23 protein-coding genes, 2 pseudogenes and 1 riboswitch are annotated in these 24256 nt (G+C 35.7%); of the genes and pseudogenes, 15 read left to right on the top strand and 10 right to left on the bottom strand.

Annotated features, from left to right (window positions below; translation table 11 throughout):
• The first annotated feature begins 63 nt into the window (after positions 1–63).
• The 9 genes from AACH21_RS04195 to lepA all read left to right on the top strand — a co-directional run bounded on the left by AACH21_RS04195 (position 64) and on the right by lepA (position 9629).
• Positions 64–1005 carry a hypothetical protein gene (locus AACH21_RS04195; RefSeq protein ID WP_338482262.1) on the top strand — a complete coding sequence of 314 codons (942 nt, stop codon included), beginning with the start codon at positions 64–66 and terminating at the stop codon, positions 1003–1005.
• 60 nt (positions 1006–1065) lie between these two features.
• On the top strand, positions 1066–1773 hold the full coding sequence (locus tag AACH21_RS04190; protein ID WP_338482261.1) for an outer membrane protein assembly factor BamD: 708 nt from the start codon (positions 1066–1068) through the stop codon (positions 1771–1773).
• A 59-nt stretch (positions 1774–1832) separates the two neighbouring features.
• Positions 1833–2567 (top strand): YebC/PmpR family DNA-binding transcriptional regulator, encoded by a 735-nt coding sequence (locus tag AACH21_RS04185; RefSeq protein WP_006280005.1) that lies wholly within the window; start codon positions 1833–1835, stop codon positions 2565–2567.
• Positions 2568–2570: 3 nt separating this feature from the next.
• On the top strand, positions 2571–3467 hold the full coding sequence (locus AACH21_RS04180) for a M23 family metallopeptidase (RefSeq protein WP_006280004.1): 897 nt from the start codon (positions 2571–2573) through the stop codon (positions 3465–3467).
• 7 nt (positions 3468–3474) lie between these two features.
• Positions 3475–4320, top strand: coding sequence for an SPFH domain-containing protein (locus AACH21_RS04175; RefSeq protein ID WP_077188091.1), 846 nt, complete (start codon positions 3475–3477; stop codon positions 4318–4320).
• Positions 4321–4396: 76 nt separating this feature from the next.
• Positions 4397–4499, top strand: a riboswitch (TPP riboswitch).
• A complete protein-coding gene (locus tag AACH21_RS04170; protein WP_006280002.1) occupies positions 4488–4763 on the top strand; it encodes a SemiSWEET family sugar transporter in 276 nt (91 codons plus the stop codon). (Overlaps the previous riboswitch by 12 nt.)
• Positions 4744–5436 carry a thiamine diphosphokinase gene (locus AACH21_RS04165; protein WP_006280001.1) on the top strand — a complete coding sequence of 231 codons (693 nt, stop codon included), beginning with the start codon at positions 4744–4746 and terminating at the stop codon, positions 5434–5436. Before AACH21_RS04170 ends, AACH21_RS04165 begins: the two co-directional genes overlap by 20 nt.
• A gap of 917 nt (positions 5437–6353) precedes the next feature.
• On the top strand, positions 6354–7757 hold the full coding sequence (locus AACH21_RS04160) for a malonyl-CoA decarboxylase (protein WP_236514865.1): 1404 nt from the start codon (positions 6354–6356) through the stop codon (positions 7755–7757).
• A gap of 75 nt (positions 7758–7832) precedes the next feature.
• Entirely contained in the window at positions 7833–9629 is a 1797-nt protein-coding gene (gene lepA, locus AACH21_RS04155; RefSeq protein WP_236514878.1) for a translation elongation factor 4, read from the top strand.
• A gap of 502 nt (positions 9630–10131) precedes the next feature.
• Here lepA and AACH21_RS04150 read toward each other — a convergent pair.
• Complete coding sequence (locus AACH21_RS04150) at positions 10132–10278, bottom strand: hypothetical protein (RefSeq protein WP_338482259.1); 147 nt, start codon at positions 10276–10278, stop codon at positions 10132–10134.
• Between the two features lie 34 nt (positions 10279–10312).
• Between AACH21_RS04150 and AACH21_RS04145 the strand changes: the two genes are divergently transcribed.
• Entirely contained in the window at positions 10313–11146 is an 834-nt protein-coding gene (locus AACH21_RS04145) for an IS5 family transposase (RefSeq protein ID WP_338482258.1), read from the top strand.
• Here AACH21_RS04145 and AACH21_RS04140 read toward each other — a convergent pair.
• Positions 11121–11540 (bottom strand): annotated as a pseudogene (locus AACH21_RS04140) (IS5-like element ISWpi1 family transposase); the annotation flags it as partial. The gene AACH21_RS04145 and the pseudogene AACH21_RS04140 overlap by 26 nt on opposite strands.
• 52 nt (positions 11541–11592) lie before the next feature.
• Here AACH21_RS04140 and AACH21_RS04135 point away from each other — a divergent pair.
• Positions 11593–12537 (top strand): annotated as a pseudogene (locus tag AACH21_RS04135) (IS481 family transposase); the annotation flags it as partial.
• Between the two features lie 12 nt (positions 12538–12549).
• Positions 12550–13382 (top strand): IS5-like element ISWpi1 family transposase gene (locus AACH21_RS04130; protein WP_236514306.1). Its coding sequence is split into 2 segments (ribosomal slippage): positions 12550–12919 and positions 12919–13382, totalling 834 coding nucleotides; the frame shifts between segments, so codons are not numbered across the junction.
• Between the two features lie 36 nt (positions 13383–13418).
• Here AACH21_RS04130 and AACH21_RS04125 read toward each other — a convergent pair.
• Positions 13419–14430, bottom strand: a protein-coding gene (locus AACH21_RS04125) for an IS630 family transposase (RefSeq protein ID WP_338482214.1) whose coding sequence is annotated in 2 segments (ribosomal slippage) — positions 13419–13967 and positions 13969–14430 — 1011 coding nt in all. Because the reading frame shifts where the segments join, the coding sequence is not laid out codon by codon here.
• Between the two features lie 69 nt (positions 14431–14499).
• On the opposite strand from AACH21_RS04125, the gene AACH21_RS04120 reads away from it, so the two are divergent.
• Both AACH21_RS04120 and AACH21_RS04115 read left to right on the top strand, forming a co-directional pair.
• Entirely contained in the window at positions 14500–14688 is a 189-nt protein-coding gene (locus AACH21_RS04120) for a hypothetical protein (protein WP_338482257.1), read from the top strand.
• Positions 14689–14999: 311 nt separating this feature from the next.
• Entirely contained in the window at positions 15000–15374 is a 375-nt protein-coding gene (locus AACH21_RS04115; protein ID WP_006279664.1) for a TrbC/VirB2 family protein, read from the top strand.
• On the opposite strand, the gene AACH21_RS04110 is transcribed toward AACH21_RS04115, so the two are convergent.
• Both AACH21_RS04110 and AACH21_RS04105 read right to left on the bottom strand, forming a co-directional pair.
• Entirely contained in the window at positions 15350–16348 is a 999-nt protein-coding gene (locus tag AACH21_RS04110; RefSeq protein ID WP_006279663.1) for a pyruvate dehydrogenase complex E1 component subunit beta, read from the bottom strand. The genes AACH21_RS04115 and AACH21_RS04110 overlap by 25 nt on opposite strands.
• Before the next feature lie 240 nt (positions 16349–16588).
• A complete protein-coding gene (locus AACH21_RS04105; protein ID WP_265040839.1) occupies positions 16589–17686 on the bottom strand; it encodes an ATP-binding protein in 1098 nt (365 codons plus the stop codon).
• Positions 17687–18877: 1191 nt separating this feature from the next.
• On the opposite strand from AACH21_RS04105, the gene AACH21_RS04100 reads away from it, so the two are divergent.
• A complete protein-coding gene (locus AACH21_RS04100; RefSeq protein WP_244663081.1) occupies positions 18878–20083 on the top strand; it encodes an MFS transporter in 1206 nt (401 codons plus the stop codon).
• 285 nt (positions 20084–20368) lie between these two features.
• On the opposite strand, the gene AACH21_RS04095 is transcribed toward AACH21_RS04100, so the two are convergent.
• The 5 genes from AACH21_RS04095 to secG form a co-directional block, all read right to left on the bottom strand.
• Positions 20369–21337, bottom strand: a complete 969-nt coding sequence (locus AACH21_RS04095) for an IS110 family transposase (RefSeq protein ID WP_236514440.1) — start codon at positions 21335–21337, stop codon at positions 20369–20371.
• 179 nt (positions 21338–21516) lie between these two features.
• Positions 21517–21681, bottom strand: a complete 165-nt coding sequence (locus AACH21_RS04090; protein ID WP_338482255.1) for a hypothetical protein — start codon at positions 21679–21681, stop codon at positions 21517–21519.
• 151 nt (positions 21682–21832) lie between these two features.
• Positions 21833–22243, bottom strand: a complete 411-nt coding sequence (locus AACH21_RS04085) for a nucleoside deaminase (RefSeq protein ID WP_338482254.1) — start codon at positions 22241–22243, stop codon at positions 21833–21835.
• Between the two features lie 25 nt (positions 22244–22268).
• Entirely contained in the window at positions 22269–23873 is a 1605-nt protein-coding gene (locus AACH21_RS04080) for a CTP synthase (RefSeq protein ID WP_077188050.1), read from the bottom strand.
• On the bottom strand, positions 23873–24193 hold the full coding sequence (secG, locus tag AACH21_RS04075) for a preprotein translocase subunit SecG (RefSeq protein ID WP_010962615.1): 321 nt from the start codon (positions 24191–24193) through the stop codon (positions 23873–23875). Before secG ends, AACH21_RS04080 begins: the two co-directional genes overlap by 1 nt.
• Positions 24194–24256 lie beyond the last annotated feature (63 nt).

Genomic DNA, 24256 nt, shown 5'->3' with positions numbered 1-24256 from the left:
TATTGACTCAGAAAGCAAAAAGGTGTATAATTGTATTAACTTACAACTAATTAGGTTAATATTATGAAAATACCTAGTGGCAAATTTTCTTCTACTAAAAAGGTTCCAGGAAAGAATAAGAAAAAAAGAGATTTTGAACCATTAGAAGAGTTTTTTTGGGATTTTTGGCCAACAGTTGATAAAGAAGTCAAAAGAGAAAGGCTAGAACAAGAACTATTAGCACTAAAAAAAAGAGAGCTATATAGAAAATGTGCATCATTGGCAACAATGGTCCCATTTACATTGCGGATGGCGATTGAACTGGAAAAAACATATAGCGATCAGGTATTACTTGGCGTGATAAGTGGCGCGCTAAGCCACACTATATTACCTTTTACAGTCTTATCTCTTATTTGTACGCTATATTTAATTTACAATAATAGGAAGATAGCACAAAAAGAACGAGAGTTGGAGATTATTGAAAATGGAGAGGAAGTAAAGGAAAAAGAGCACAATATTTCTGATATAGGTCAGTGTTTGATCTATATTGAGGCTATAACAACTGCACTGGTTATTGTAGGTATGATAATGGGTGAAACATCTTCACTTGAAGCAGCAGAGGATGCAATTTTATTTCTTGCCAATGCAATTGCTTTTCTTGCAACTCTTGTTTCTTATATTGATAAGCATGAAAAAAATAAGAAAAAGGAAACAGAAAAGTCTGATCTTGATGAGAAATCTAGCAAGAAAACTAGCAATATATCTGTAGCCGGATTGGCGCTTGCTGGTTCTTCTGTATTTTTAATAAGAAGGATAATGTTAATAGCATTAGCATCGTCCTTAAATCCTGCTGTTGGACCTACTTTAGGCTTGATAGGTATTGCAATTTTTATGGCTGTACAGGTCTTAACTATACATTCCTACAGTAAGACGCTGAAAGATCCAAAAGTGGAAGGACGAGGTGAATCAAGAAATGCAGGTAGTTCTGACCGTAGTTATAAAGAAGAAGGGCCGGCTATTGCCTAAGAAATTTATTTATTTAAGTAATATTTAGGTCTATACTTTATTTTGATCGAAAAAAATCTTATGTATAAGACTTTAATCACGTGCTTTGTTTTCCTAATTTGCTCCTTTACACAATCGTATGCGGATGATCTTGAAAAAACTGAAACTGAACTATATGAAGAAGCAGTTGAACTTTTTGACCAGAAAAAATATAAACAAGCTATTAGGGCATTTCATAAGATAGAGGATTTGTATCCTTTTTCTTATTGGGCAATGAAAGCAAAATTATTATCTGGGGTCTCTCACTATAATATGGGTAACTATAGCAGTGCTGCAAGTGATATGGCTGATTATATATATGTTTATTCAAATGGTGAAGATTTACCATATGTATACTACTTAAGAGTATTATCTTATTACATGCAAATTAATAAAGTGCAACTTGGACAGCAAACTGCATATAAAACTTTAGAGCTGGCTACAGAATACATTAATCTCTTTCCAGGCAGCGAATATGTAGGCGAGATAAAGGAAAAAGCAAAGCTAATCACAGAACATATATCAACAAAAGAGTATTCTATCGGTAAATTTTACTTGAAGCGTGGTGAATATTTAGCAGCAATTAAGCGTTTCCAGAATATAGCAAGCTATAAAGATTCTAAATATTTTTCTAAGTCTATTAACTATTTAATAGCAGCCCATTCAGCTCTTGGCCTTGACTTAGAAGTTGAGCAGTATGAAAGTATGTTATTAGCAGAAAACCTGCAAGATGCCAAGCCAGAGGCTTGAAAATTTGCTTTAGCTTTTTCTATGCTTTGATATATAATTAGGTTTTTAACTATTTGAATATGGCTGGTCATTCACAATTTTCAAATATAAAACATCGGAAAGGCGCTCAGGATGCAAAGCGCTCTCAAAAATTTACGAAGCTGATCAGAGAAATAGCAGTTGCTGCAAAGCAAGGGCTACCCGAACTCAACCCGCGCCTTCGCTCTGCTATATTTGCTGCACGCAAGGAAAATCTACCAAAAGATAAAATAGAAACAGCAATAAAAAATGCAACTGGTAACGTTGCTGGAGAAAATTACGAGGAAATACAATATGAAGGTCATGGGCCTTCTGGCACTGCACTCATTGTCCATGCCTTGACTAATAACCGCAACCGTACTGCTTCTGAGGTACGTTATATATTTTCTCGCAAGGGTGGAAACTTGGGAGAAACAGGAAGTGTTAGTTACCTTTTTGATCATGTAGGTTTAATTGTCTATAAAGCAGAGGGTGTGAATTTTGATGATTTATTCAGTCATGGAATCGAATTAGAAGTATTGAATGTTGAGGAAAATGACAAAGAAGGATTACACGTTATAACTTGTGAAATAAAAGATTTTGGTAAAGTACGCGATGCCTTTTATGCAAAATTCGGAGAACCAGAACTTGCTCGTCTTTCACGGCAGCCAAAAGATCTGATTGAAATTAGCGATAAAGAGTTAATTGATAAATTATCTGCATTGGTTGAAGAACTAGAAGATAACGACGATGTACAGTATGTGGAAGGTAATTTTACTTTTGTTGATGCTGTTTAAATGATGAAGCTGTTTATATTTATACTGTTTTATATTTTACCAATATTTAATATACACGCCCTTAAGACTCCAGATAACAGTAAAGAGACTTTTTTAATATCCAGTACCATAAAATCTTCCTTTTTTGCCACGGGAATTGAGCAAGGGTTGGCGCCAAATACAGTGGTGAAATTGATCAACATATACAAAGATTTCGGTGTTGATTTTAAAAAAGACATTGTGCCGAAGAGTAAATTGGAAGTTCTTTTTGAGAGATTGCCTAATAATCAGAAGACTGAAGAAAAAATTTTATATGCTTCACTGACAATAAACAAGAAAGCTATTAGTTTATATCATTATAAATCGCAAGACGGCAAAGAAAGGTATTTTAATAAAGAAGGAATAAGCTTAAAAAATGGCGAAATTTTTGCAAATCCTTTAAATGGAGATTATCGCATATCCTCAAAATTTGGCAATAGAAAGCATCCTGTTCGCGGTAAAATTGCTTTTCACAAAGGAGTGGATTATGCAGCTAAACTTGGCACTCCCATATACGCTGCTGCAGAGGGTGTGATAGAATATATAGGAAAGAATGGTGGCTATGGAAATTACATCAAAATAAAACACAAAAATGAATATTCAACCTGTTACGCGCATATAAGTAGATTTAGTGGCGATATAAAGTTAGGCTCTAAAGTAAAGCAGGGGCAGATCATCGCTTATGTTGGTAGCACTGGTGTTGCAACAGGACCTCATTTACATTACGAAGTTATATATAACGGCAAACACATCGATCCGCTTACGATAGCGCATAAAACTGAAGTAAAATTGCCTGATCATGAATTAAGAGAGTTTAAACTATTTGTAAATAAGATAAATAAAACGATCAACAGAGAGGGTTCAAGTGAAAAAGAAGTTTAAAGACAATATGGATAAGAATACGATAAACGATAGAAATTTAAGTCAACTCCGGTTTTTTCCTGTACTAATAGCGCTAGGATTAATTTTATCGCTGCTTTTTTTGGCATATGACAGCACAATTGCACTTGGAGTTGCTGCCGTTTCAATTTTGACTTTTCTTCAAGGATTTTTTATTAATGACCCTAATGAAGCAAGAGTGATAGAATTTTTTGGTCATTATATTGGAACTTATTTTAAGTCTGGAATATGTGTAACGCTTCCCTTTTCAAGCAAATATATAGTTTCCCTAAAATTTCAGAATATTAACACAGAAAAAATAAAAGTTAATGATGCAAATGGAAGTCCAATAGAGATTTCTGCAGTAATTGTTTGGAGAGTGAGCAGTCCTGCAAAGGCGTATTATAATGTTAACAACTATCACGAATTTGTTTTTGTACAAAGTGACTCGGTAATTAGAGAATTGGCGAGCAATTATCCGTATGATAGCGAAAGCGATGAGGAATCTTTACGTAAAAATTCTGATAAAATTTCAGATGAATTGCGGTCAATGTTACAACAAAGATTAGATATTGCAGGAATTGAGATTACAGAAGCAAGAATATCGCATTTGGCGTATTCGTCCGAGATTGCACAAGCAATGTTAAGGCGTCAACAAGCACATGCTATCACTTCGGCAAGAAGGCATATAGTGCAAAATGCAATAGGAATTGTCGAGGAAGTAATAGCTCATTTTGAAAAAAACAAAAGCTTACAATTAGATGGCAAGCAAAAGGTTCAATTGATAAATAATTTGTTGGTTGCCCTAATCTCTGAGCAAGATGCACAACCGACGATTAGTTTAGATAATAATTAGCATAGAAGCCGATTGGGTTTCATAAATGCAAGTCACTATTAATTTCTTGATTAATAGACTAAATGATGTTATAAATTACACGCATTAGGGGTGCTCTAGAAAAGCTGAGAGTACATAAAGTACAACCCTTTGAACCTGATATTGTTAAAGCAAGCGTAGGAAAATGTATGTATATAAATATTGAAGAATGCTTCGGCTTCATTGCGTTAATTGCATCTCTAATTGGATTATCACCTCAAGTATATAAAGCATATATCACTAAAGTTACTCGTGATGTATCGATGTTAATGTTAGTAAACTATCTTATTTGTTCATTGTCTTGGATTGGCTATGGTCTTTACCAGAGCTCAATTTTTGTGGTGCTTAGCAATATTGCTGGATTAGTGATTAGCATAATATCAATTATTCAAAAATGTTACTACGATGCAAAACCTGCACCATGATCATGTGCTGCACTGCAGTACACAACAACAATATCGTTCTATTGTAGTGCTAAATGGAAAAATACCGAGCTCATCGTTTTTTAAACGAGATATACCTATTATTGCTGTAGATGGAGGAGCAAACAAGCTTCTATCAATTGGCGTAAAACCTGATCTTGTAGTAGGAGATTTGGATAGCGTAAATCTGGATTTACGTGCTAATTTGAATACGATATATCTACCTGATCAAGATTATTGCGACTTTTCTAAAGCAATGGCTCACTTAAAAACAGTAAAGTTATTGCCATCAATAGTAACGGGTATTACTGGAGGAGCAATTGATCACATACTACAGAATATTAACATTTTTCTAAGTACGGGCAGTATCTTTTACACACCTTCACCTCCCATGGTAGGTTACACTTTACGAAAAGGTATTACCCATTTTTTTTCTTTGCCAAAAAATACTAAAATATCTTTACTTGGTATACCGAGAGCTCAAATATCAACCAAAGGATTAAAATGGGAACTGCATCTTAGCAACCTTGCCTTTCCAGGAAAGAATTCTTGCTTTAATCGAAGCCTGAGCAATGAGGCATATATAGAAGTACACAGTGGTATATGTTTGGTGATGGTTTATTTAGAAGCAGTAGATGATGCTGCAAGACATCATGTGCGTCAAGTTAAGAAGTAAATAGACTTCTTGCATAACCCAAACTAAGTAGAAAAAAGGTATCATCCAAGTAGCTGACACTGGTTCCTTTATGACGTGTCATTCCAGTGTTAAACACTGGAATGACAGCAGTCCTACGTCATACCGCCGCGAACCGTCATACCGCGATTCATTCGCGGTATCTCGGCAATAGATCCCGCTAACACGTAGCGGGATGACGGTTGTCGTTTAGCCATAAATGTTTAAGAAATTTACCAAATAAAAAAAAAGGCAAAAGAAGCCCTAGTCATTGTCTATTTTCAGTATTGGCGTTTTTTAAGTCTTAAACACTGCAATTTAGCTGCTTTTAAAAGCAACTAACCTTAGTTTAAATGTTTAAGGAATTTACTAGGCAGAAAAAAAAGGCAAAGAAAACCCGTGGTAGCTAGTTATTACACTCTCTATTTTAAAATTTGACGTTGGGTGATGTCTTGAACGCTTTATAAGCGCGTTTCAGCTTATGTAGGTAAAAACCTAGAAATTTGATAAAGACATAAGGTGCACATAGTGCAAAAAATTAAACAATAGTACGCCAAATACAAGTTTTCTTGTCATTTTAATCTGCTGCAGAGATTGCGAAGTTAAATAAAATAGCTTCACTTCAGTGATAAGAGGGCTGGCGGAGTTTGTCAAGCAAGTTTTTTTGTTTCTACTGAATGACAGTTGTGGCTTGGGAGGTAGTGCAAGAAGTCTATTGTATTACTGAATTATTAATAATCTAGTAATAGTGCCTGCTATGTAGCTAAAATTTTCCTTTAACTTAAGCTATATGTAGCTAAAATAACTTGGGTTTACCGACGATTTGACAAACGATAAATTCGTCATCCCGCTGCTTGTTAGCGGGATACCGCGGCGGTATGACCCTGACTTGCATTAGCCATGTATAATAAAGGGAATCTATGACAAAAGAATCATTGGTAAAAACTGATATAGTGAAAGTTGAAGACAAAAAAGCGGTAAGAAGCTTTTTTAAAATACTAGGTGGAGTGGCAGATGCTGTAAGATCGTGGATTGGTAACATCAGTCCTGATTTAAGCAACAGTCGCGATATCGATAGTTTAGTCTTGAAGATGAACGAGTGCTTAAATCCAAAGGGAGGGGAGGTTTCAGCACGTAAAAACGCTGTATCTCTTGGTAACTTGTACTTAAGCTTATCAGAGAAAGGTAAAATAAAATTTCTACAAACCCTGGCAGAAAAATTTAATCCGAATAAAGCGGAAATAGATGAGAAAATTAGAGAGTATAAGAAAAACCAAGATCCCGAGTTAAACTATAAATTTGAACAGGATTTAATAAAAATTCTTGAATCACCACGTTCTAAAATATTGAAGCAATTTATTTCTTTACCAGAAGGCCTTAAGTTTATTGTTGATATGCGTTCTGATGTGCTTAAGCTAAAGAACCAATATAGAAGCTTGAATCCACTAGAGAGGGAATTAAAAAATATACTCTATACTTGGGTTGATGTTGATCTACTCGATCTTCGTCAAATCACTTGGGATTCACCTGCATCATTGCTAGAAAAACTTATAAAATATGAAGCTGTGCATAAAATTTCCTCTTGGGGCGACCTAAAAAACAGACTAGATTCTGATCGTCTCTGTTTTGCTTTTTTTCATTACAAGATACCAAACGAACCTCTAATTTTTGTAGAGGTTGCATTGGTGGATAAGATTGCAGATAGCATTCAACACCTTTTAGATGAGTCAGTACCTTCAAATGATCCGAGTAATGCAAGCACTGCTATATTCTATTCAATATCAAACACTCAAGCAGGGTTATCTGGAATCAGCCTTGGTAATTTTTTGATCAAAAGGGTTGTAGAAAAGCTATCACAGGAGTTTAAAAGTATAAAAACATATGCAACTCTTTCTCCAATACCTGGCTTTACGAAATGGCTAAAAAACAATCTAAACCAAGATGTCACTTTATTGGGCAAACTAAATATAAAACAATCTAGTGCAGAAATTTTAGAAAGTGCAGAGCAATTAAAAACTAATGTTGAATGTACAAATGAAACTAAACAATGCATGCTTAAACTATGTGCATATTATTTACTAAAAGTTAAGAACAATAGTGGCGATGCTTATGACCCGGTGGCGCATTTTCATTTAAGCAATGGTGCATCGATAAAACAATTAAACTGGATGGCGGATACTTCTGAAAAGGGTATTAGTCAGTCAGCCGGGATGATGGTAAATTATCTATATGAGTTGCCTAAAATAGATAATAATCATGAAAACTATATGGTTAATAAAGTGATTTCCTGCTCGAAAAAAGTGTCGTCTATGTTGAAGGAGTAAATAGTCTCTTAATAAAGGATTGCCCTCACAACACTTAAAATGTAAAATGGTTCTACTTAAGTAAAATAGCCATAAATGAACAACATAAGAAATTTTGCAATAATAGCGCATATAGACCACGGTAAGTCAACGCTTGCTGACCGTTTAATAGAGGAATGTAACGGCCTTGAAGCAAGAGAAATGACCAATCAAATACTCGATTCAATGGATATAGAACGCGAACGTGGGATTACAATTAAGGCACAGACGGTAAAACTCAATTATACGGCAAACGACGGTAATCAATATTGCCTAAATCTCATGGACACCCCAGGTCACGTTGACTTTTCTTACGAGGTAAGTCGAAGCTTAGCAGCGTGCGAAGGTTCACTTTTAGTGGTGGATAGTAGCCAGGGCGTTGAAGCACAAACCCTTGCAAATGTATATAAAGCTATTGACAACAATCATGAAATAATAGTTGTGCTCAATAAAGTTGATCTTCCTGCTGCAGATCCAGAAGGGGTAAAACTCCAGGTTGAGGAAATAATCGGTATTGACGCAAGTGAGTCAGTTTTAATATCAGCAAAAACTGGACTTGGAATAAAAGATGTACTTGAAGCAATAGTGGCAAAACTTCCAGCTCCTCAAGGTGATGTAAATGCTCCACTGCAAGCAATTTTAGTTGATAGTTGGTATGACACTTACTTAGGAGTGGTAATTTTAGTGCGAGTTAAAAATGGAGTGCTAAAAAAAGGCATGAGAATTGTTATGATGTCTAATAATGCTACATACCAGATAGATAATATCGGTATTTTCACCCCTAAAAAAGTGATGACGGGTGAACTTTCAGCGGGTGAAGTTGGTTTTATAACTGCTTCAATGAAGGAAGTAGCAGACTGCAAGGTAGGGGACACTATCACTGAGGAAAAGAGACCTTGTAGTGAAGCACTTCCTGGATTTAAAGAAGTGCATCCTGTGGTATTTTGTAGCATTTTCCCTCACAAAACGGATGATTTTAAATATCTAAGGGAAGCTCTAGAGAAGTTACATTTAAATGATGCAAGTTTTACCTTCGAAGCTGAAACTTCAAATGCACTAGGCTATGGATTTCGTTGTGGTTTTTTGGGAATGTTGCATCTTGAAGTTATTCAAGAAAGGCTCGAGAGAGAATTTGATTTAGACCTAACAGCAACTGCGCCAAGTGTTATATATAGGGTTACAACACGAAGTGGTGAAATTTTGAATATTCATAACCCAAGTGATATGCCAGATCCAACGAAAATTGAAATTGTGGAAGAACCATGGATTACCGCAACCATAATGGTTCCTGATCAATACTTGGGAGAGATTCTATCTCTATGTGAAGAAAGGAGGGGAGAACAGGAGGATTTATCTTACATTGGTAACACAACAACAGCATTGTTAAGATATAAATTACCACTGTCTGAAGTTGTTTTTGACTTTTATGATCGATTAAAATCAATTTCCAAAGGATATGCAAGCTTAGATTGGGAAATTTCCAGCTATCTGGTAAGCCAAATAGATAAATTAAGCTTTTTAATTAATGGAGAGCCCGTAGATGCACTGGCTTGTATCGTTCACAAAAGTAGGGCAGAAAAAAGGGGGCGTGAAATATGTGCACGCTTGAAGGATTTAATACCACGTCAGCAATACAAAATCGCGATTCAAGCGGCAGTGGGCGGAAAAATTATTGCCAGAGAAACGATTAACCCATACAGAAAAGATGTAACAGCTAAACTCTATGGTGGAGATGTAACGCGAAGAATGAAACTACTTGAAAAGCAAAAGAAGGGTAAAAAAAGGTTACATTCTATAGGGAACGTAAATATTCCACAGAATGCTTTTATTCAAGCCTTGAAGATAAGTGATTGATCTTAAAAGACTTCTTGTATAGTTTTTGGCAACAACCGTTAGAAACGAAAAAACTTACTTGACAAACTCCGCCAGCCCCCTTATCATGAAACTGAAGCTATTTATTTATCTTCTCTGTACAGATTAAATGACAAAAAAACTCACGTATCTGGCGTCTCATGTTTAATTTTTTGCACTATGTGCACCTTATGTCTTATCAAACTTCTACCTACATAAGCTGAAACGCGCTTATAAAGCGTTTAAAACATAAAAAAACGCCAACTTAAAAAATGGATAGTGAATAACTAGCTACCCTAGGGTTTCTTTTGCCTTTTTTTCTGTTTAGTAAATTTCTTAATGTTTCTAATTTAGATTAGTTGCGGTTTAAAAGCAACTGAATCGCGGTTATTAAGCATTTAGAATAAAAAAACGCCATACTTGAAAGTATAATGTAAGTAATTAGCCAACCACGGGGCTTCTTTTGCCTTTTTTTTTCATTTGGTAAATTTCTTAATGTTTATGGCTAAACGACAACCGTCATCCCGCTACTTGTTAGCGGCTGAGATACCGCGGCGGTATGACGTAGGACTGCTGTCATTCCAGTGCTTGACACTGGGATGGCTTTGTTGCATAGCAACTGAAAAATCTGGTGGCCACTGACAAAATTCATTATAAAATAGCCATTTAACCTTGAAAGAAAAAATATGCCACAAAAAATGAGGGTCAGTAACCATAGCGAATATAACAAATTTCTAGAAAAAAGAGGAAATATTTTTCATTATATCAACGAAGCCATAGAAAAGTGGTACGAGAATGGTCCAAAAATACCAGGTGGCAACAATATTTATAGCGATAAAGTTGTAATTTTGGTGCACATAATAACTTGTTTATTTAGAATAGGCCTGAGGCAAACAGTTGGGTTTATAGCAGGATACCTTGAGCAAATTGGGAAAAATTTGCAAGTTATCAGCTATTCACAATCATCAAGAAGGTTTAAGAAACTCAATATTAAGATCAATGATTGCAGAATTGATAAAAATAATATGGAAGATATCGAAATTGCTATAGACAGTACAGGAATTAGTATATACAACAACACTCCTGGTCATAGCAAAGAAAATAGCGAAGATAGAAAGTATCGCAGCTATGAACAGACAAGAAAATTGCATGTAATGTTGAATACAAACAGCAAAAAAGCCATAGCTGTAAAATACAGTAACGGTGTCTACTCTGATCACTATGGAGCTTGTGATTTGCTAAAAGAAGTCGATTTTCAGTATGTCATAAAAGTACTATATGCAGATAGGGCATATGACAGAGAAAAGCTCTATAAGCTGTGTAATCAATATGGTATAAAAACGAAAATTCCTCCGAAAAACAACGCAGCAGAGCATCCAAAATTGGATTATATGCTTGATAGAAATGCCGCTATTCAGTTAATGAAATTACATAGTGAGAATGGTATAAAAAGATGGAAAGAAGAAGTAAGAGGTTGTCCGGAAACAAGTAAATTCAAGCATATTCCCTCTTTAACATAACCCTACTCATAGCTAGGTATATGAAATTCTCAGTGGATGTTGTGAGTAAATCATACTCCTTCGATAGCCTTCTATTCCTATTAACCCAAGCAAAAGTCCTTTCTACAACCCATCTTCTTGGCTGTACTTTAAACCCTTGTTCTCTTGTTGGTAGTAGCTCAGGTGGCGTATCTTTGTGCACCCAAAATCTACATGGAGGCCTTGTAACAATTTCAATATCTATGTCATATTCTTCCTTTATGTGATTCTTTAAATTTCTTCCTTGGTATCCCATGTCAGCCCACATTTTTTTAACTTTAGTATATTTTGTTCTCATATTGTTTAATGCTATTTTAATACCATCTCTATCATTTTCGTTAGCAGCGCCTACGTAACAACCTAGTATAAAACCCTTGTATGGTCCCAGAGAGTGATGGTATACTATCATCATCATTTAAGGAGTCATTATGGGACAGATATTACATGGGTGCGCCAAAACAACACAGACGATTCGTAGAGCAATACAAAATAGAAAAGAGAGCATAGCAAAACTCTCCAAGCATTATAACCTTAATCCAAAAACTATTATTAAGTGGAGAAAACGTTCATTTACGAAAGATGCTGATATGGGTCCAAAGCATCCAAGATCAACTGTTTTAACGCTAGAAGAGGAAGCTATAATAGTTACATTTCGCAAGTATACACTACTGCCACTAGATGATTGCCTTTACGCTCTGCAGTCTACAATTCCGCATTTGACTCGCTCTAGCTTGCATCGTTGTTTACAAAGACACAACATTAGCAGATTACCAACTGTTGATGGAGAAGTTAAGTCAAAAAAGAAATTCAAACAATATCCTATCGGTTACTTTCATATTGATATTGCTGAAGTTAGAACTGAGGAGGGCAAATTACATTTGTTTGTTGCTATTGATAGGACATCCAAATTTACCTATGTTGAGTTGTGTAACAGTGCTACAAAACCCATAGCTGCTGAGTTCTTACGTAATTTGATTAGAATTTTACCGTATAAAATCCATACTATTTTGACAGATAACGGTATACAATTTACAAACCAGAAGCGTCATAAGTATGCTTTCCAACATATATTTGATAGAGTTTGCGAAGAGAATGTTATTGAACATCGTTTGACAAAAGTTAGCCATCCTTGGACGAATGGGCAAGTCGAGCGTATGAATAAAACTTTAAAGGATGCTACAGTTAAGAAGTATTACTATCAATCGCACCAGCAACTTAAAGAACACCTTTATAACTTTGTTATGGCTTATAATTATGCAAAGAGACTCAAAACTCTTAAGGGTCTTACTCCTTATGAATTTATATGTTATCAGTGGACACAGTCTCCAGAATTATTTATACTAAATCCACACCATCACACTCTGGGACCATACACGGGGGTAAAGATGAGAAAAAAGTATCCAACAGATCTAAGCGAAAGGGAATGGGCAAGAATAGAAAAACACTTCAGAGTATCATACAAGAAAGGAGGAAGGCCGCCAAAGTATAGCAAAAGAGAAATATTAGAAGCAATTTTCTATGTATTGCGTACAGGGTGTCAATGGCGGTATTTACCAAATGATTTTCCGCTATGGAAGACTGTGTATGAGCAGTTCAGGCAATGGAAGAAGCAGGGAATTTTTGAGAAAATGAATTATGAAATTACAAAATATAGTAGAAGAAAAATAGGAAGGAATGAGCAGCCGAGTGCCTGTATAGTAGATAGTCAATCTGTAAAGACTACAGAAAAGGGGGGATCAAAGGCTATGATGGAAGTAAAAAAGTAAAGGGTAGAAAAAGGCATATAATTACAGACACTCAGGGTTTTATACTAGGTTGTTACGTAGGCGCTGCTAACGAAAATGATAGAGATGGTATTAAAATAGCATTAAACAATATGAGAACAAAATATACTAAAGTTAAAAAAATGTGGGCTGACATGGGATACCAAGGAAGAAATTTAAAGAATCACATAAAGGAAGAATATGACATAGATATTGAAATTGTTACAAGGCCTCCATGTAGATTTTGGGTGCACAAAGATACGCCACCTGAGCTACTACCAACAAGAGAACAAGGGTTTAAAGTACAGCCAAGAAGATGGGTTGTAGAAAGGACTTTTGCTTGGGTTAATAGGAATAGAAGGCTATCGAAGGAGTATGATTTACTCACAACATCCACTGAGAATTTCATATACCTAGCTATGAGTAGGGTTATGTTAAAGAGGGAATATGCTTGAATTTACTTGTTTCCGGACAACCTCTAATACCAATTCTCATTGTTGTCCAGTCAAATAGGAAACATTGCAGAGTTGTTTAATTGTGGAGCTGGCAAGAGAAGTAATAAATTTGCACAAAGCACCCTCAAGTAGAGCAATTGTATCGTATATTTTATTGCGCAAAATGTTCTGTTTTATATATAACCAAAGCCTCTCAACAGGATTTAGCTCAGGTGAGTATGGAGGTAGGTATATAATGTCGATATTTTTAGGTACCTTTAAATTTTTTGACCTATGCCAACTAGCACAGTCCATAACGAGAAAAGCCTCTCGTGTTTCTAGATATTGCGAAATTTGCTCAAGAAATATGTTCATGCAATCAGTGTTGACATTTGGTGCAAATAAGCTAGAACTCTCTCCATTTCTAGGATTAACTGCACTATAGAGATAGAAATTTTGCCTACCTAATTTTGTTTTAACCTGTGTTCTAATCCCCTTTTTAAACCACACATGTCCAACTTTTGAATGTGTGCCAAACCGTGATTCATCAAAGAAAAATAGCTCTTTTTCTGGATACTTGCTAATAGCTCCATTGAGATTTTTTTTTGAATTCCTCTTGTTTGCTTTTATCTTGTCCATTATGAACTGGTCTTGGTGTAATATATGAGAATTTCATCTTTTGCATATGGCGGTGTACTGTAGATTTGCTGATATTTAATCCGAACTTTTCCTGGATTCTTATTCTCATTTCTTTAATGGTGATATTAGGATTTTCTTCTATCCACTCTTCAATTTGCTGTAGTTGAGCCTGATTTAATTTAGTTTTTCTACGACGTTGTGAAGGAGCAAACAGTTTTTCTTCTCTGCCAATTTTCAAGAGTTTTACCCACGAAGTTAGTGCGCTTCTTGAAATGCAATATATTTTTGCTACAGCCGTTATACTGTACTTTTTTGCTGCAATTACAGCATTTAGTTTTTTTGAAACATATGCATTATTCCTTACTTTCTTCAGCATTTCTTTTGCTGATTCTACTACTTTTTCATCCAATAATTTTGATCTTAATGCCATTTAAACCTCGCTATTTTACTTACTTCAGTATGGCTTTTCTTCCATCATTGTCCATCTGTTTGCCCTGTAATGGGAATTGGTATAAATTACGGAAAAAGATCGTATATTGAAGGATTTTTCTCAAGGTTGAAGCGAATATTTGGGTTTAGTTTTAGGAGCAAATCTGAAATTAATCGTGAGAAGGAACTGCTACTCAAGTGTTATTTGCTTAACAAATTTACTGAAATAGGCATGGCTAAGTTTGAGATAGCTTCATGAATTTATTGTACGTTACCTACTATCCGAAGAGCGATGCAACAAAGCCCACTGGGATCCAGTTGAGCTATTTCAACAAAAATACTGCATTTGAGATGAACGTTCCAGACTTATTTACAAATATAACAATTAAAGTCTGGATTCCAGCGTCAAGCACTGGAATAATATCGTTTACTATGTCTATATTACAATATTTGTGCAGTTGTGTATCAACTACTTTTGTGGCACTGTTTGTTATTCAATCTTTATGCTAGTTTTACTAAAAATTATAGTATTTTAGGTATAATTGCAATATCTAAATTTAAGGTATAGAGATGAACCCTAGGAAAGTTTTTAATATTCTTTTTATAGTATTATTTATTTCTTTTTCTCATGTTGGGAGTGCTGCCGCTGACACTAATACTGATACAACTGCTCAAGTAATATGTAACATTATTGGCTACGTTTGGGGAATAGGCGGACCGCTTATGACCGTAGTGATAATAGGTGCAGCTTTGCTTGCGATATTTGGTAGAATGCCATGGCCAGCTCTTTTTGCACTCGGTATATTTTGTGCTGTATTTTTCGGTGCTAAAACTATCGTCATAAAAGTAATGGGTGGTATAGGCGGCACTGGAAATACTTCTTTGATGGACCAATGTGGAACAGGAGACACAAAAAAGAACTATTTTTTTCTAAAACAGACCTGATGTACGGCTTTAACTATATCTTCCACTTGTGGTAATGCTTTTTTTTCTAGATTTGCAGCGTAAGGTAAGGGGATGTCCTTGCCAGTTACGCGTACAACTGGAGCATCAAGGTAGTCAAATCCTTGTTCCATAACAACGGCTGACAGCTCTGCTCCTATTCCTGCAAATGGCCATCCTTCTTCTACACTAACTAACCTATTAGTCTTCTGAATAGAGTTAATAACAGTTTGAGTGTCAAGTGGTCTTAAGGTTCTGAGGTCAATAACTTCAGCTTCTATACCTTCACTCGAAAGTAAATCTGCTGCATTTAAGGCATCCATTAATTTTAATGAAAAAGCAGTGATAGTTACATCCTTTCCTTCCCGTATAACAGCAGCTTTGCCTATTTCAAGTAGATAATCTTTGTTTGATAGCTCAGAGTCAGAAACTTCATGCTCATGTCCATAAGCTATTTCGTTTTCTAGAAATATTACCGGATTAGGGTCACGAATTGCAGCTTTAAGCAGACCTCTGCAATCGGAGGCAAAATAGGGTGCTATTACTTTTAACCCCGGTATATGCGAATACCAAGCTGCAAAGCATTGAGAATGTTGTGCAGCAACTCTTGCTGCAGCGCCATTTGGTCCACGAAATACTATAGGGCATCCAAGTTGTCCGCCTGACATATAATTTGTTTTTGCTGCGGAATTCACAATTTGGTCAATAGCTTGCATAGAAAAATTAAAAGTCATAAACTCGACTATTGGCTTTAATCCAGCAAATGCCGCTCCAACAGCAAGGCCAGCAAATCCATGTTCGGTAATAGGCGTATCAACTACTCTGTTTTCTCCAAACTCTTTCAGTAATCCTTTCGTTACTTTATAAGCACCATCATACTCTGCAACTTCTTCACCCATGATAAGCACATCAGAGTCGTTTTGCATTTCTTCTCTAATTGCTGTGCATAAAGCTTCTCTTACACTTAAGGTTGCCATTTATAAACTTTTATAGACTTTAACTAAAGTAACTATATCAGAATTACTGGGGGTAAGTAAAGTGTACAAATTAAGTTTTACAAACATCATGACCAACTCATTCCAAAAAAAAATCTTCTCACGCTTGCTGTTTTTTGTTGCTGGAAATGGCTGGATTATTTAAGCTTTTAGTAATATATGTTGTTAAATTAATAGCAATTTATTTGGAAATAACAGAAAAATTTATGATAGTTTTATACTCTAAATAGAATAAGATACTTCTGTCTGTGTCTCCACGTTTGAAACTAACCTTATTCTATCTCTTTCTTGTTCTGGACTTAACCTGTGAAGCGCGTAACTGAAATCTTCCTCACTCACTATAAGCCTTCTTTGCGCACCAGCGCTAATTTTTGCTTCATTCACTAATTGCTCTAATTCAGCACCAGAATAGCCTTCAGTCTTGTCTGCAATGTCTTGGAGGTTTAGCTTTTCATCAGTTTTTGTACCTCGCATATAAAGTTCCAATATCCTTTGTCTCACCTCTATGTTTGGATTAGGGACATAAACCTTCTGACCTAAACGTCCAGGTCTAATAAGTGCTGGATCTATACCACCGATAAGGTTAGTTGCACCAATTACTATTATATCTTTTCTGCTCTTAAATCCATCTATTTCAGTTAACAACTGTGTTAAACTCTCTCGACAATGGTAAGCTGAGTTATTAGCGGTACTTCTTTTTTGAGCAACTGCATCTATTTCATCTATAAAGACTATACAAGGAGAATATTTTTTTGCTATTTTAAAAAGCTCGCGTACAGCATGTGCACCATGACCAATATATACTCCAATAAGTTCAGGACCTGAGATGCTTATGAAATTCATATTTGATTCACCTGCAATTGCACGAGCGATAAGTGTTTTACCATTTCCAGGAGGGCCATGTAATATGTAACCTCTTAGTGAATTAATACTTTTATTTCCAAACAGCTTGCGCATTTCTTCTGTCATTTGGTCACAGCAAATCATCTGCAACCGTTGTTTTAAGGAGTCATCAATTATAGCATCAGCAAATGTTATTCTTTTATCATCTGAATCAGCTAATTCTATCGATATAGGCAGCTCTACTTCCTTTAGTTTGCTGAATATTTGATCATATATAAACCAAGCAATAAAAAAGAAAACGACAAGTAACACAAAAGGCATAGCTTCACTAACATAATGTGCAGCTAACTCATACCCTTTACTGAGCAACGTTGTATGCATATAGGCAAACAAAAAAGCGATAGAGATAATAGTTGCCACGCATAGTAAACAGATTGAAATTCTTTTTAGTAATTCTGAAATTTCAATTTTTTTCATCTTAATACCTTATACCAATTTTAAACTAAGAATAATTTTATCTAGCCTACCTATTTTAGCTTGATTAGAGCGTTCCGAAAAATTATCAAGTACGTACTTTAACTTATTAAATACTAAAAACAATATATCCCCATGTTGTCACATACATCTTTAAAGTTTACCAAATTCATTTTCAAAAAACAAGATTTTATTATTAACCCGAATTCTGGATTAGATTTTAGGTAAATTATTGAAAGTCTTGAATTTTACTAAATTAGTAACTAGTCTTAAAATGCTTACTGCTTTATCGTAAATGCTAAAACAATAAGCTATTGATATTCTTGTTTTTTTTAATCTCCAATCCAGAATTCGGGTTAAAAACGCTAACTTGTATCTTCAAGAAGTAAGACATAATAGCTCTAAAATGTCTTGCAAGGAAAGGTAAAGCTGAACGCTAACTTATGCCAGAAAAATACCGTCTTGTTTGCCTTTTTGAGTAGTATCATCTTATTTTTCCTGTAAATTTTGTTTATAACGCCTAAGATTTACGATATTTTAATCCCGGTAGAATATCTTATAAAATCAGATTATATGTTATACCTATGGAAATAGATAACTTTCAGCAATATTACAACCAAGAAGAAATGAAGACAGTAACATTAGCTCAAATTTATAAAGACTTGGTAATAAAGATATCCGATATAGCCACAAGCAAAATGTAAGCTACTATTAATGGTATTATGGAAATAGCACCAACGATACCACCTACTATACCTACTACCAGAGGTGACGGAGTAGTAAGGCTTAATATAATAAGTGGGAGAGATATAATTGATAGTATTATAGAAATTACACCTACTGTTTTCAGAAGAGATAGAAATCCTTTTGAATCTAAGTGTTCTTTTTCCCTTAAATAATATAAAGAAAATGCTTATACACATTATAGCACAAAGTATTACTGCTGCTATTTTTATTATAGCTGCTGCTATAAGTGCTGCTAAATAAGCTATATTCATTATAACTTTACCACTAAACTTAATAACACTGCAATTATCACACACCATAATAAAAAAGTCAACTCCATATGTTTAGGTTGTAAAATCCCAAAAAGCAGCCAGAATAGAATAAGCAAACATTTACGAATTGAATTTAGTGCAAACAAGGGTGTTGATATCAACCATACTCTGCAGAATCGCAATATGGTATGACTACATGCTTTTTATTGATTTGATTAACATAATCAGCAGAGAGTTTTGTTTTGCAAAAGATGTCTACAGTAACATACTGCAATTATTTGGAATTGTAGGGCTAGGTGCAATTGTAAGGCCACTTGGTGCATTCATATTTGGTCACGTTGGTGACAGGTATGGAAGGAGGATAGCATTAATAATTACTATCTTGCTAATATCGATACCATCAAGTCTCATTGCATTTATTCCAAGTCACAATCAAGTAGGTATAATTTCTACTATATTGCTTCTTGCAATCCATATAACACAAGGAATTGCACTTGGTGGTGAACAAGGAAGTTCTGTTTATCTTATAGAGCATTTATCCAGTAGGAAAGAGAACTTAGGGATGTATTTTGGAATGATGGGTTTTGGTCGCTCCATTGGCGTCTTGCTTTCTGCGGTGATAGTGATTATCTGCAAAAAAACTACTGATTTTTGTACCTGGGGTTGGAGATTGCCATTTATTTTCTCAGCTATTTTAGGATTAATTAGCGCGTATAGCATATACACATTGGGAGAAACTCCAGCATATGAAAAAAATCGAAAACAAAGAAATTTACCTGATTTGCCAATAATAGAGCTTATAAAACGCCACAAGAGAGCTCTTATACTTGCTATTTTAATATCTGTACCTGTTAATGTTGCTGTTGGATTTACCATATTTCTTCGAACTCTCGCAAAGGAAATAGCATCAGTGGATGTTTATGTAACAACATATATCAACGAAATTGTATTGATTATAACCAGTGTATTAATGCCGATATCTTCAATAGCGTTTGGAATGTTGGCTGATAAAGTTGGAAAAGAGCGCACTGCAATCTTATTTATAGCAATTACAATGGCACTGTGTTGTCCTGCGTTATCTATTGCATATTACTATAAAAATTATCTTGTGATTGCGTTGAGCGTAATGGTTCTCTCTATAATAGAAAGGGGTATAGTTCCCATAGGAATAGTTGCATCTGAACTCTTTCCTACCAATGTTAGATTTAGTGGTGTGAGCTTATCACGCAATATCTCTTATGCGTTACATGGAGGATTTACTCCTATGGTTTGTATTTGGTTGACTGTAACATTTCCTCAAACAAACCTTGCTGCTGGGCTTTATATAGTCTTCTGCTTGTTGATCAGTGTGGTAGCAATATTGCAAATAAAACCGCAAGATAAGAAATTTGATTGGTCTTAGTTTTCTCCTATGTGATTTGATAGACCGGGAAAGGGTTTCATCTAAGTAGCTGACACCCTGACAACCGTCATCCCGCTGCTTGTTAGCGGGATCTAGAGATACCGTGACGGTATGACGTAGGACTGCTGTCATTCCAGTCTGAAATCCAGAGAAAAGGATGATGTCATCCCAGTGTCCCTGTAATGTCATTCCAGTGCTTGACACTGGAATCCAGCCTTTATTATGCAGCCACTTGGTTAAAATTAAGTTTCTGGATCCCAGATACTGTCTCTGCTGTCAAACAAATTATCCAACAAAATTACAATTAAATGGTTGATTATTTTTAAGAATACCAAAAAAGACATGCATTAATTTTCGCATTAACGCAAGAACTATGACTTTTGGACATTTGCCTTTACTTGCTAGACGCTGACAAAACTTTTGAAAATGATTATTATGGTTTTTGACTACTATAGCTGGCATATAAAGAGCTTTTCGAATACGCTCAGATCCTATTTTGCATATGCAACTTCTCTTACTTACTGACGATCCCGATTGATAATGTCCTGGATTTAGACCAGCAAAAGCTGTAAATTGTTTAGCATTGTCAAAGTTATCAACTGATGGCATTTCTGCGACAACAGCAACAGCAGTAAGATATCCTATACCTTTTATAGTCTTAAGGTTTTCCACCATATTTTTTAGATGTGGATAGTTATTTATATGCTCATTAATTTCTTTTTCGAGAACAATAATTTGCTCCTCTATTGCCAAAATTACTTTAGATATAGCTTCTTTGCAACTGGAATGCATATTTTTGTTTTCCAAGCGATTTGTCTGTTGCACCTTATCATCTTTTAGCGATTGCATGCAACGGTAAAGCTCCCTCAAATGCCTCATTTCAGGTGCAATGGGCTTCCAAAGAGCAGGTTTGTTGGCGATACAAAATCTAGCTATCATAGCTGCATCTGATTTATCTGTCTTATTTCTGAGCAGCTCACTTTTGCCAAAAGCTTTGATTTGGGCTGGGTTTACTATACTGACATTATGTCCTAAATCGTGCATAAAAGTAGCCAAATCTTCTCCATACCAACTAGTTGCTTCAAGACATAAATGAGTAAGATTTGCTCCATGGCCATTGCACCAAACTACAAGTTTTGCAAAACCATCTTGATTATTTTGAAAGACTTTGTGTCGTTTTTTACTGTCCACTAACAAACAAACATCAAATTTCTTTTTTGAAATATCCACACCCAAAATAGCATTTACTTGCATAAAATTGCCTCCAAGACTATAAATAAACTGAGAGTTTAGACTAACCTTGTAATACGGGATATAATTCCAAAAGATACTGTTCAGTCTTTAACTCTATGGGAGGGAAGCAAAATCTGGCTTAATGGCATTAGTGTCGCATCAGCTTCACCCTCCCTGTGAGGTATTTTAGCTCTAATGCCTCACATCATAAAGATACAAGTGTCTAGGGCACTGGGATGACAAAGGAGGGCAGTGTCAGCTACTCGGATGACACCCTGCTGGTGGACAATGTTTGTATAGTTGTGCGTCACGCGCTGGAATGACGAATTACTTAACCGCCATACCGTCACGGTATCTCCTAGCATAGATCCCGCTAACACGTAGCGGGATGACGATTTTGTATCGGAAAACAAGTAGCGGAATAATGACAACCACGTCATACCGCTGCGGTATCTAGCCGCTAACACGTAGCGGGATGACGATTTTGTATCGGAAAACAAGTAGCATGACGATTTATCAAATGTTCCTTAGTTTCTCAAAAAAATCCTTTAACAAAAAAGAGCATTCTGTTTCTAATATTCCACCATAAACTTCAGGTATATGGCTGCAAAATTGAAATATCTTAGCACCATTTTCAATTCCTCCACCTTTTGGATTATAAGCTCCAAAGTACAATCGTTTAATTCTGGCAAAGGAAATAGCTTGAGCACACATCGGACATGGTTCTAATGTTACGTACATATCAGCATCACAAAGCGTGGAAGTTGAAAATGCTTGTCTGATCGCTAACATCTCTGCATGTGCAGTTGGATCGTTAGATATATTGTGTGCAGAAGAAATGATATTGTCTCCACTCACTATTACAGCACCTATGGGCACCTCATCACTTTTTTGAGCGAGTTTGGCTTGCTCTATGGCAAGCTCCATATATTGATACTTAAACACTAGGCACTTATTTCTTATCAATTGCTGCTTTAACGAACGACACGAAAAGAGAATGAGGAGAAAACGGCTTTGATTGAAATTCTGGATGAAACTGCACACCAATAAACCACGGATGACTCTCTAACTCCACTGCCTCTATGCACGTTCCATCTTCTGATATGCCACTGCATAGCAGCCCATTTTTTTCCAAATCATCTTTATAATCTGAATTGATTATGTATCTATGCCTGTGTCTTTCTGAAATAGTAGTGTTACTATATGCATCCATCATTTTAGAGTTTGCATTTATATTACATTTGTATGCCCCAAGTCTCATGGTTCCACCAAGATCGTCATCTTGATCGCCAGCTAACTTAACGATTGGATGTTTACAGTTACGAAATTCTTCAGAGTGTGCATCTTCAAGCTTAACAACATTACGAGCAAATTCAATAATTGCAAGCTGCATACCAAGGCAAATTCCGAAAAATGGGATATTATTTGTACGGGCATAATTTATTGCTAATATTTTACCCTCTACTCCGTCATCACCAAACCCCCCTGGAACAAGGATTGCATGAGAATTCTGTAATTTCTCTCCTATAAGTTTTTCATTTATAGGTTTTTCTTCCTTCTCTCTTGAGTTAACCCAATTTATCTTTACTTTGACTTTATTACTAATCGCACCATGATTTAATGCTTCAATCAGTGATTTGTATGCATCAGGGAATTCGGTGTATTTTCCCACTATAGATACAGTAACTTCCTGTGTTGGGTGCCTTATGGAATGCACTATTTGATCCCATTCAGTCAAGCTTGGTTTTGGCTTACTTAAATGAAAGTGCTCCAAAATTTGCGTATCAAGCCCACATTGGCTATACAACACCGGTAACTCATATATATGACTCACATCAGGGGCAGGTATTACATTGGATAAAGAAACATTGCAAAGCTTAGCTATTTTCTCTCTTTGATTATCGAAAATTTCTTTCTCACTGCGGCATAATATAATATCTGGTTGTAACCCCGCGGAATTTAACTCTCGAACTGAATGCTGCGTTGGTTTTGTCTTTAATTCTTGCGCTGCGGTAAGATATGGTATTAAAGTTAAGTGAATCAGGATAACTCTTTGTTTTCCTAATGTGTAGTTAACTTGGCGTATAGCCTCCAAAAATGGTTGGCTTTCAATGTCACCTACAGTTCCGCCTATTTCACATATTACAAAATCTAAACCTTCCGTACCATTAAAAATGAACGATTTGATCAAATCTGTCACATGAGGAATGACTTGCACAGTTTTGCCCAGATAATCACCACGCCTCTCTTTCTTCAATAACTCATGATATATCTTACCAGTTGTTATATTGTCATCTTTTGTTGCTTTAATTCCAGTAAAACGCTCATAATGCCCAAGATCCAAATCAGTTTCAGCACCATCTTCGGTAACAAATACCTCTCCGTGCTGAGTTGGGTTCATTGTCCCAGGATCAATGTTGAGATACGGGTCAAGTTTTCTGATACGGATCTTAAAACCGTGAGCTTGAAGAAGCGCACCAACGCTTGAAGCAACTAAGCCTTTACCAAGCGACGATACAACTCCACCTGTAACAAAGATAAATTTAGCTTCCTTCATTAATTTTCAAATGGAACAGAAGTAGGTTCACTTTCTTGCTTTTTTTCTAATATAATTTTCTCTGCAATCGATTTTTTATGTACGTCTTTTGAATATAATCCTGACAATAGCAATGTGTTTATAATAAACAATCCAGCAACAATAGCCGTTATTCTGCTGAGCGGGTTTTCAGAAGATTTCACCGGAATCATCGAATTGACCCCCTGTTGTGTATTACTAAAACCACTTAATGAACTACTCCCAGGTGGCTGCAAGAGCACTAAAATTACTAACACAACAACCAATATTATTTGAAATATACTTAATACCGCTACTGACATTATAGATAGGGCTGAAAATAAAAATCTTAGCAGTACAAAGCACGTAAGTCAAGAACATCTGTC

The sequence above is a fragment of the Wolbachia endosymbiont (group A) of Ophion costatus genome (genome assembly GCF_963969245.1).
Taxonomy (GTDB): Bacteria; Pseudomonadota; Alphaproteobacteria; order Rickettsiales; family Anaplasmataceae; genus Wolbachia; species Wolbachia pipientis.
The sequence above is the reverse complement of the archived record's forward strand: the minus strand, read 5'-3'. Positions and strand labels throughout refer to the sequence as shown.

Excerpts from the sequence above, each read along its gene's own strand:
- AACH21_RS04150 (WP_338482259.1), bottom strand. The coding sequence starts at position 10,278 with ATGAATTTTGTCAGTGGCCACCAGATTTTTCAGTTGCTATGCAACAAA.
- AACH21_RS04180 (WP_006280004.1), top strand. The coding sequence starts at position 2,571 with ATGAAGCTGTTTATATTTATACTGTTTTATATTTTACCAATATTTAAT.
- AACH21_RS04160 (WP_236514865.1), top strand. The coding sequence starts at position 6,354 with ATGACAAAAGAATCATTGGTAAAAACTGATATAGTGAAAGTTGAAGAC.
- AACH21_RS04190 (WP_338482261.1), top strand. The coding sequence starts at position 1,066 with ATGTATAAGACTTTAATCACGTGCTTTGTTTTCCTAATTTGCTCCTTT.
- AACH21_RS04170 (WP_006280002.1), top strand. The coding sequence starts at position 4,488 with ATGTATATAAATATTGAAGAATGCTTCGGCTTCATTGCGTTAATTGCA.
- AACH21_RS04095 (WP_236514440.1), bottom strand. The coding sequence starts at position 21,337 with ATGCAAGTAAATGCTATTTTGGGTGTGGATATTTCAAAAAAGAAATTT.
- AACH21_RS04110 (WP_006279663.1), bottom strand. The coding sequence starts at position 16,348 with ATGGCAACCTTAAGTGTAAGAGAAGCTTTATGCACAGCAATTAGAGAA.
- AACH21_RS04105 (WP_265040839.1), bottom strand. The coding sequence starts at position 17,686 with ATGAAAAAAATTGAAATTTCAGAATTACTAAAAAGAATTTCAATCTGT.
- AACH21_RS04080 (WP_077188050.1), bottom strand. The coding sequence starts at position 23,873 with ATGAAGGAAGCTAAATTTATCTTTGTTACAGGTGGAGTTGTATCGTCG.
- AACH21_RS04195 (WP_338482262.1), top strand. The coding sequence starts at position 64 with ATGAAAATACCTAGTGGCAAATTTTCTTCTACTAAAAAGGTTCCAGGA.
- AACH21_RS04100 (WP_244663081.1), top strand. The coding sequence starts at position 18,878 with ATGCTTTTTATTGATTTGATTAACATAATCAGCAGAGAGTTTTGTTTT.
- AACH21_RS04090 (WP_338482255.1), bottom strand. The coding sequence starts at position 21,681 with ATGCTAGGAGATACCGTGACGGTATGGCGGTTAAGTAATTCGTCATTC.
- lepA (WP_236514878.1), top strand. The coding sequence starts at position 7,833 with ATGAACAACATAAGAAATTTTGCAATAATAGCGCATATAGACCACGGT.
- AACH21_RS04120 (WP_338482257.1), top strand. The coding sequence starts at position 14,500 with ATGGGAATTGGTATAAATTACGGAAAAAGATCGTATATTGAAGGATTT.
- AACH21_RS04085 (WP_338482254.1), bottom strand. The coding sequence starts at position 22,243 with ATGGAGCTTGCCATAGAGCAAGCCAAACTCGCTCAAAAAAGTGATGAG.
- AACH21_RS04115 (WP_006279664.1), top strand. The coding sequence starts at position 15,000 with ATGAACCCTAGGAAAGTTTTTAATATTCTTTTTATAGTATTATTTATT.
- AACH21_RS04185 (WP_006280005.1), top strand. The coding sequence starts at position 1,833 with ATGGCTGGTCATTCACAATTTTCAAATATAAAACATCGGAAAGGCGCT.
- AACH21_RS04175 (WP_077188091.1), top strand. The coding sequence starts at position 3,475 with ATGGATAAGAATACGATAAACGATAGAAATTTAAGTCAACTCCGGTTT.
- AACH21_RS04165 (WP_006280001.1), top strand. The coding sequence starts at position 4,744 with ATGCAAAACCTGCACCATGATCATGTGCTGCACTGCAGTACACAACAA.
- secG (WP_010962615.1), bottom strand. The coding sequence starts at position 24,193 with ATGTCAGTAGCGGTATTAAGTATATTTCAAATAATATTGGTTGTTGTG.
- AACH21_RS04145 (WP_338482258.1), top strand. The coding sequence starts at position 10,313 with ATGCCACAAAAAATGAGGGTCAGTAACCATAGCGAATATAACAAATTT.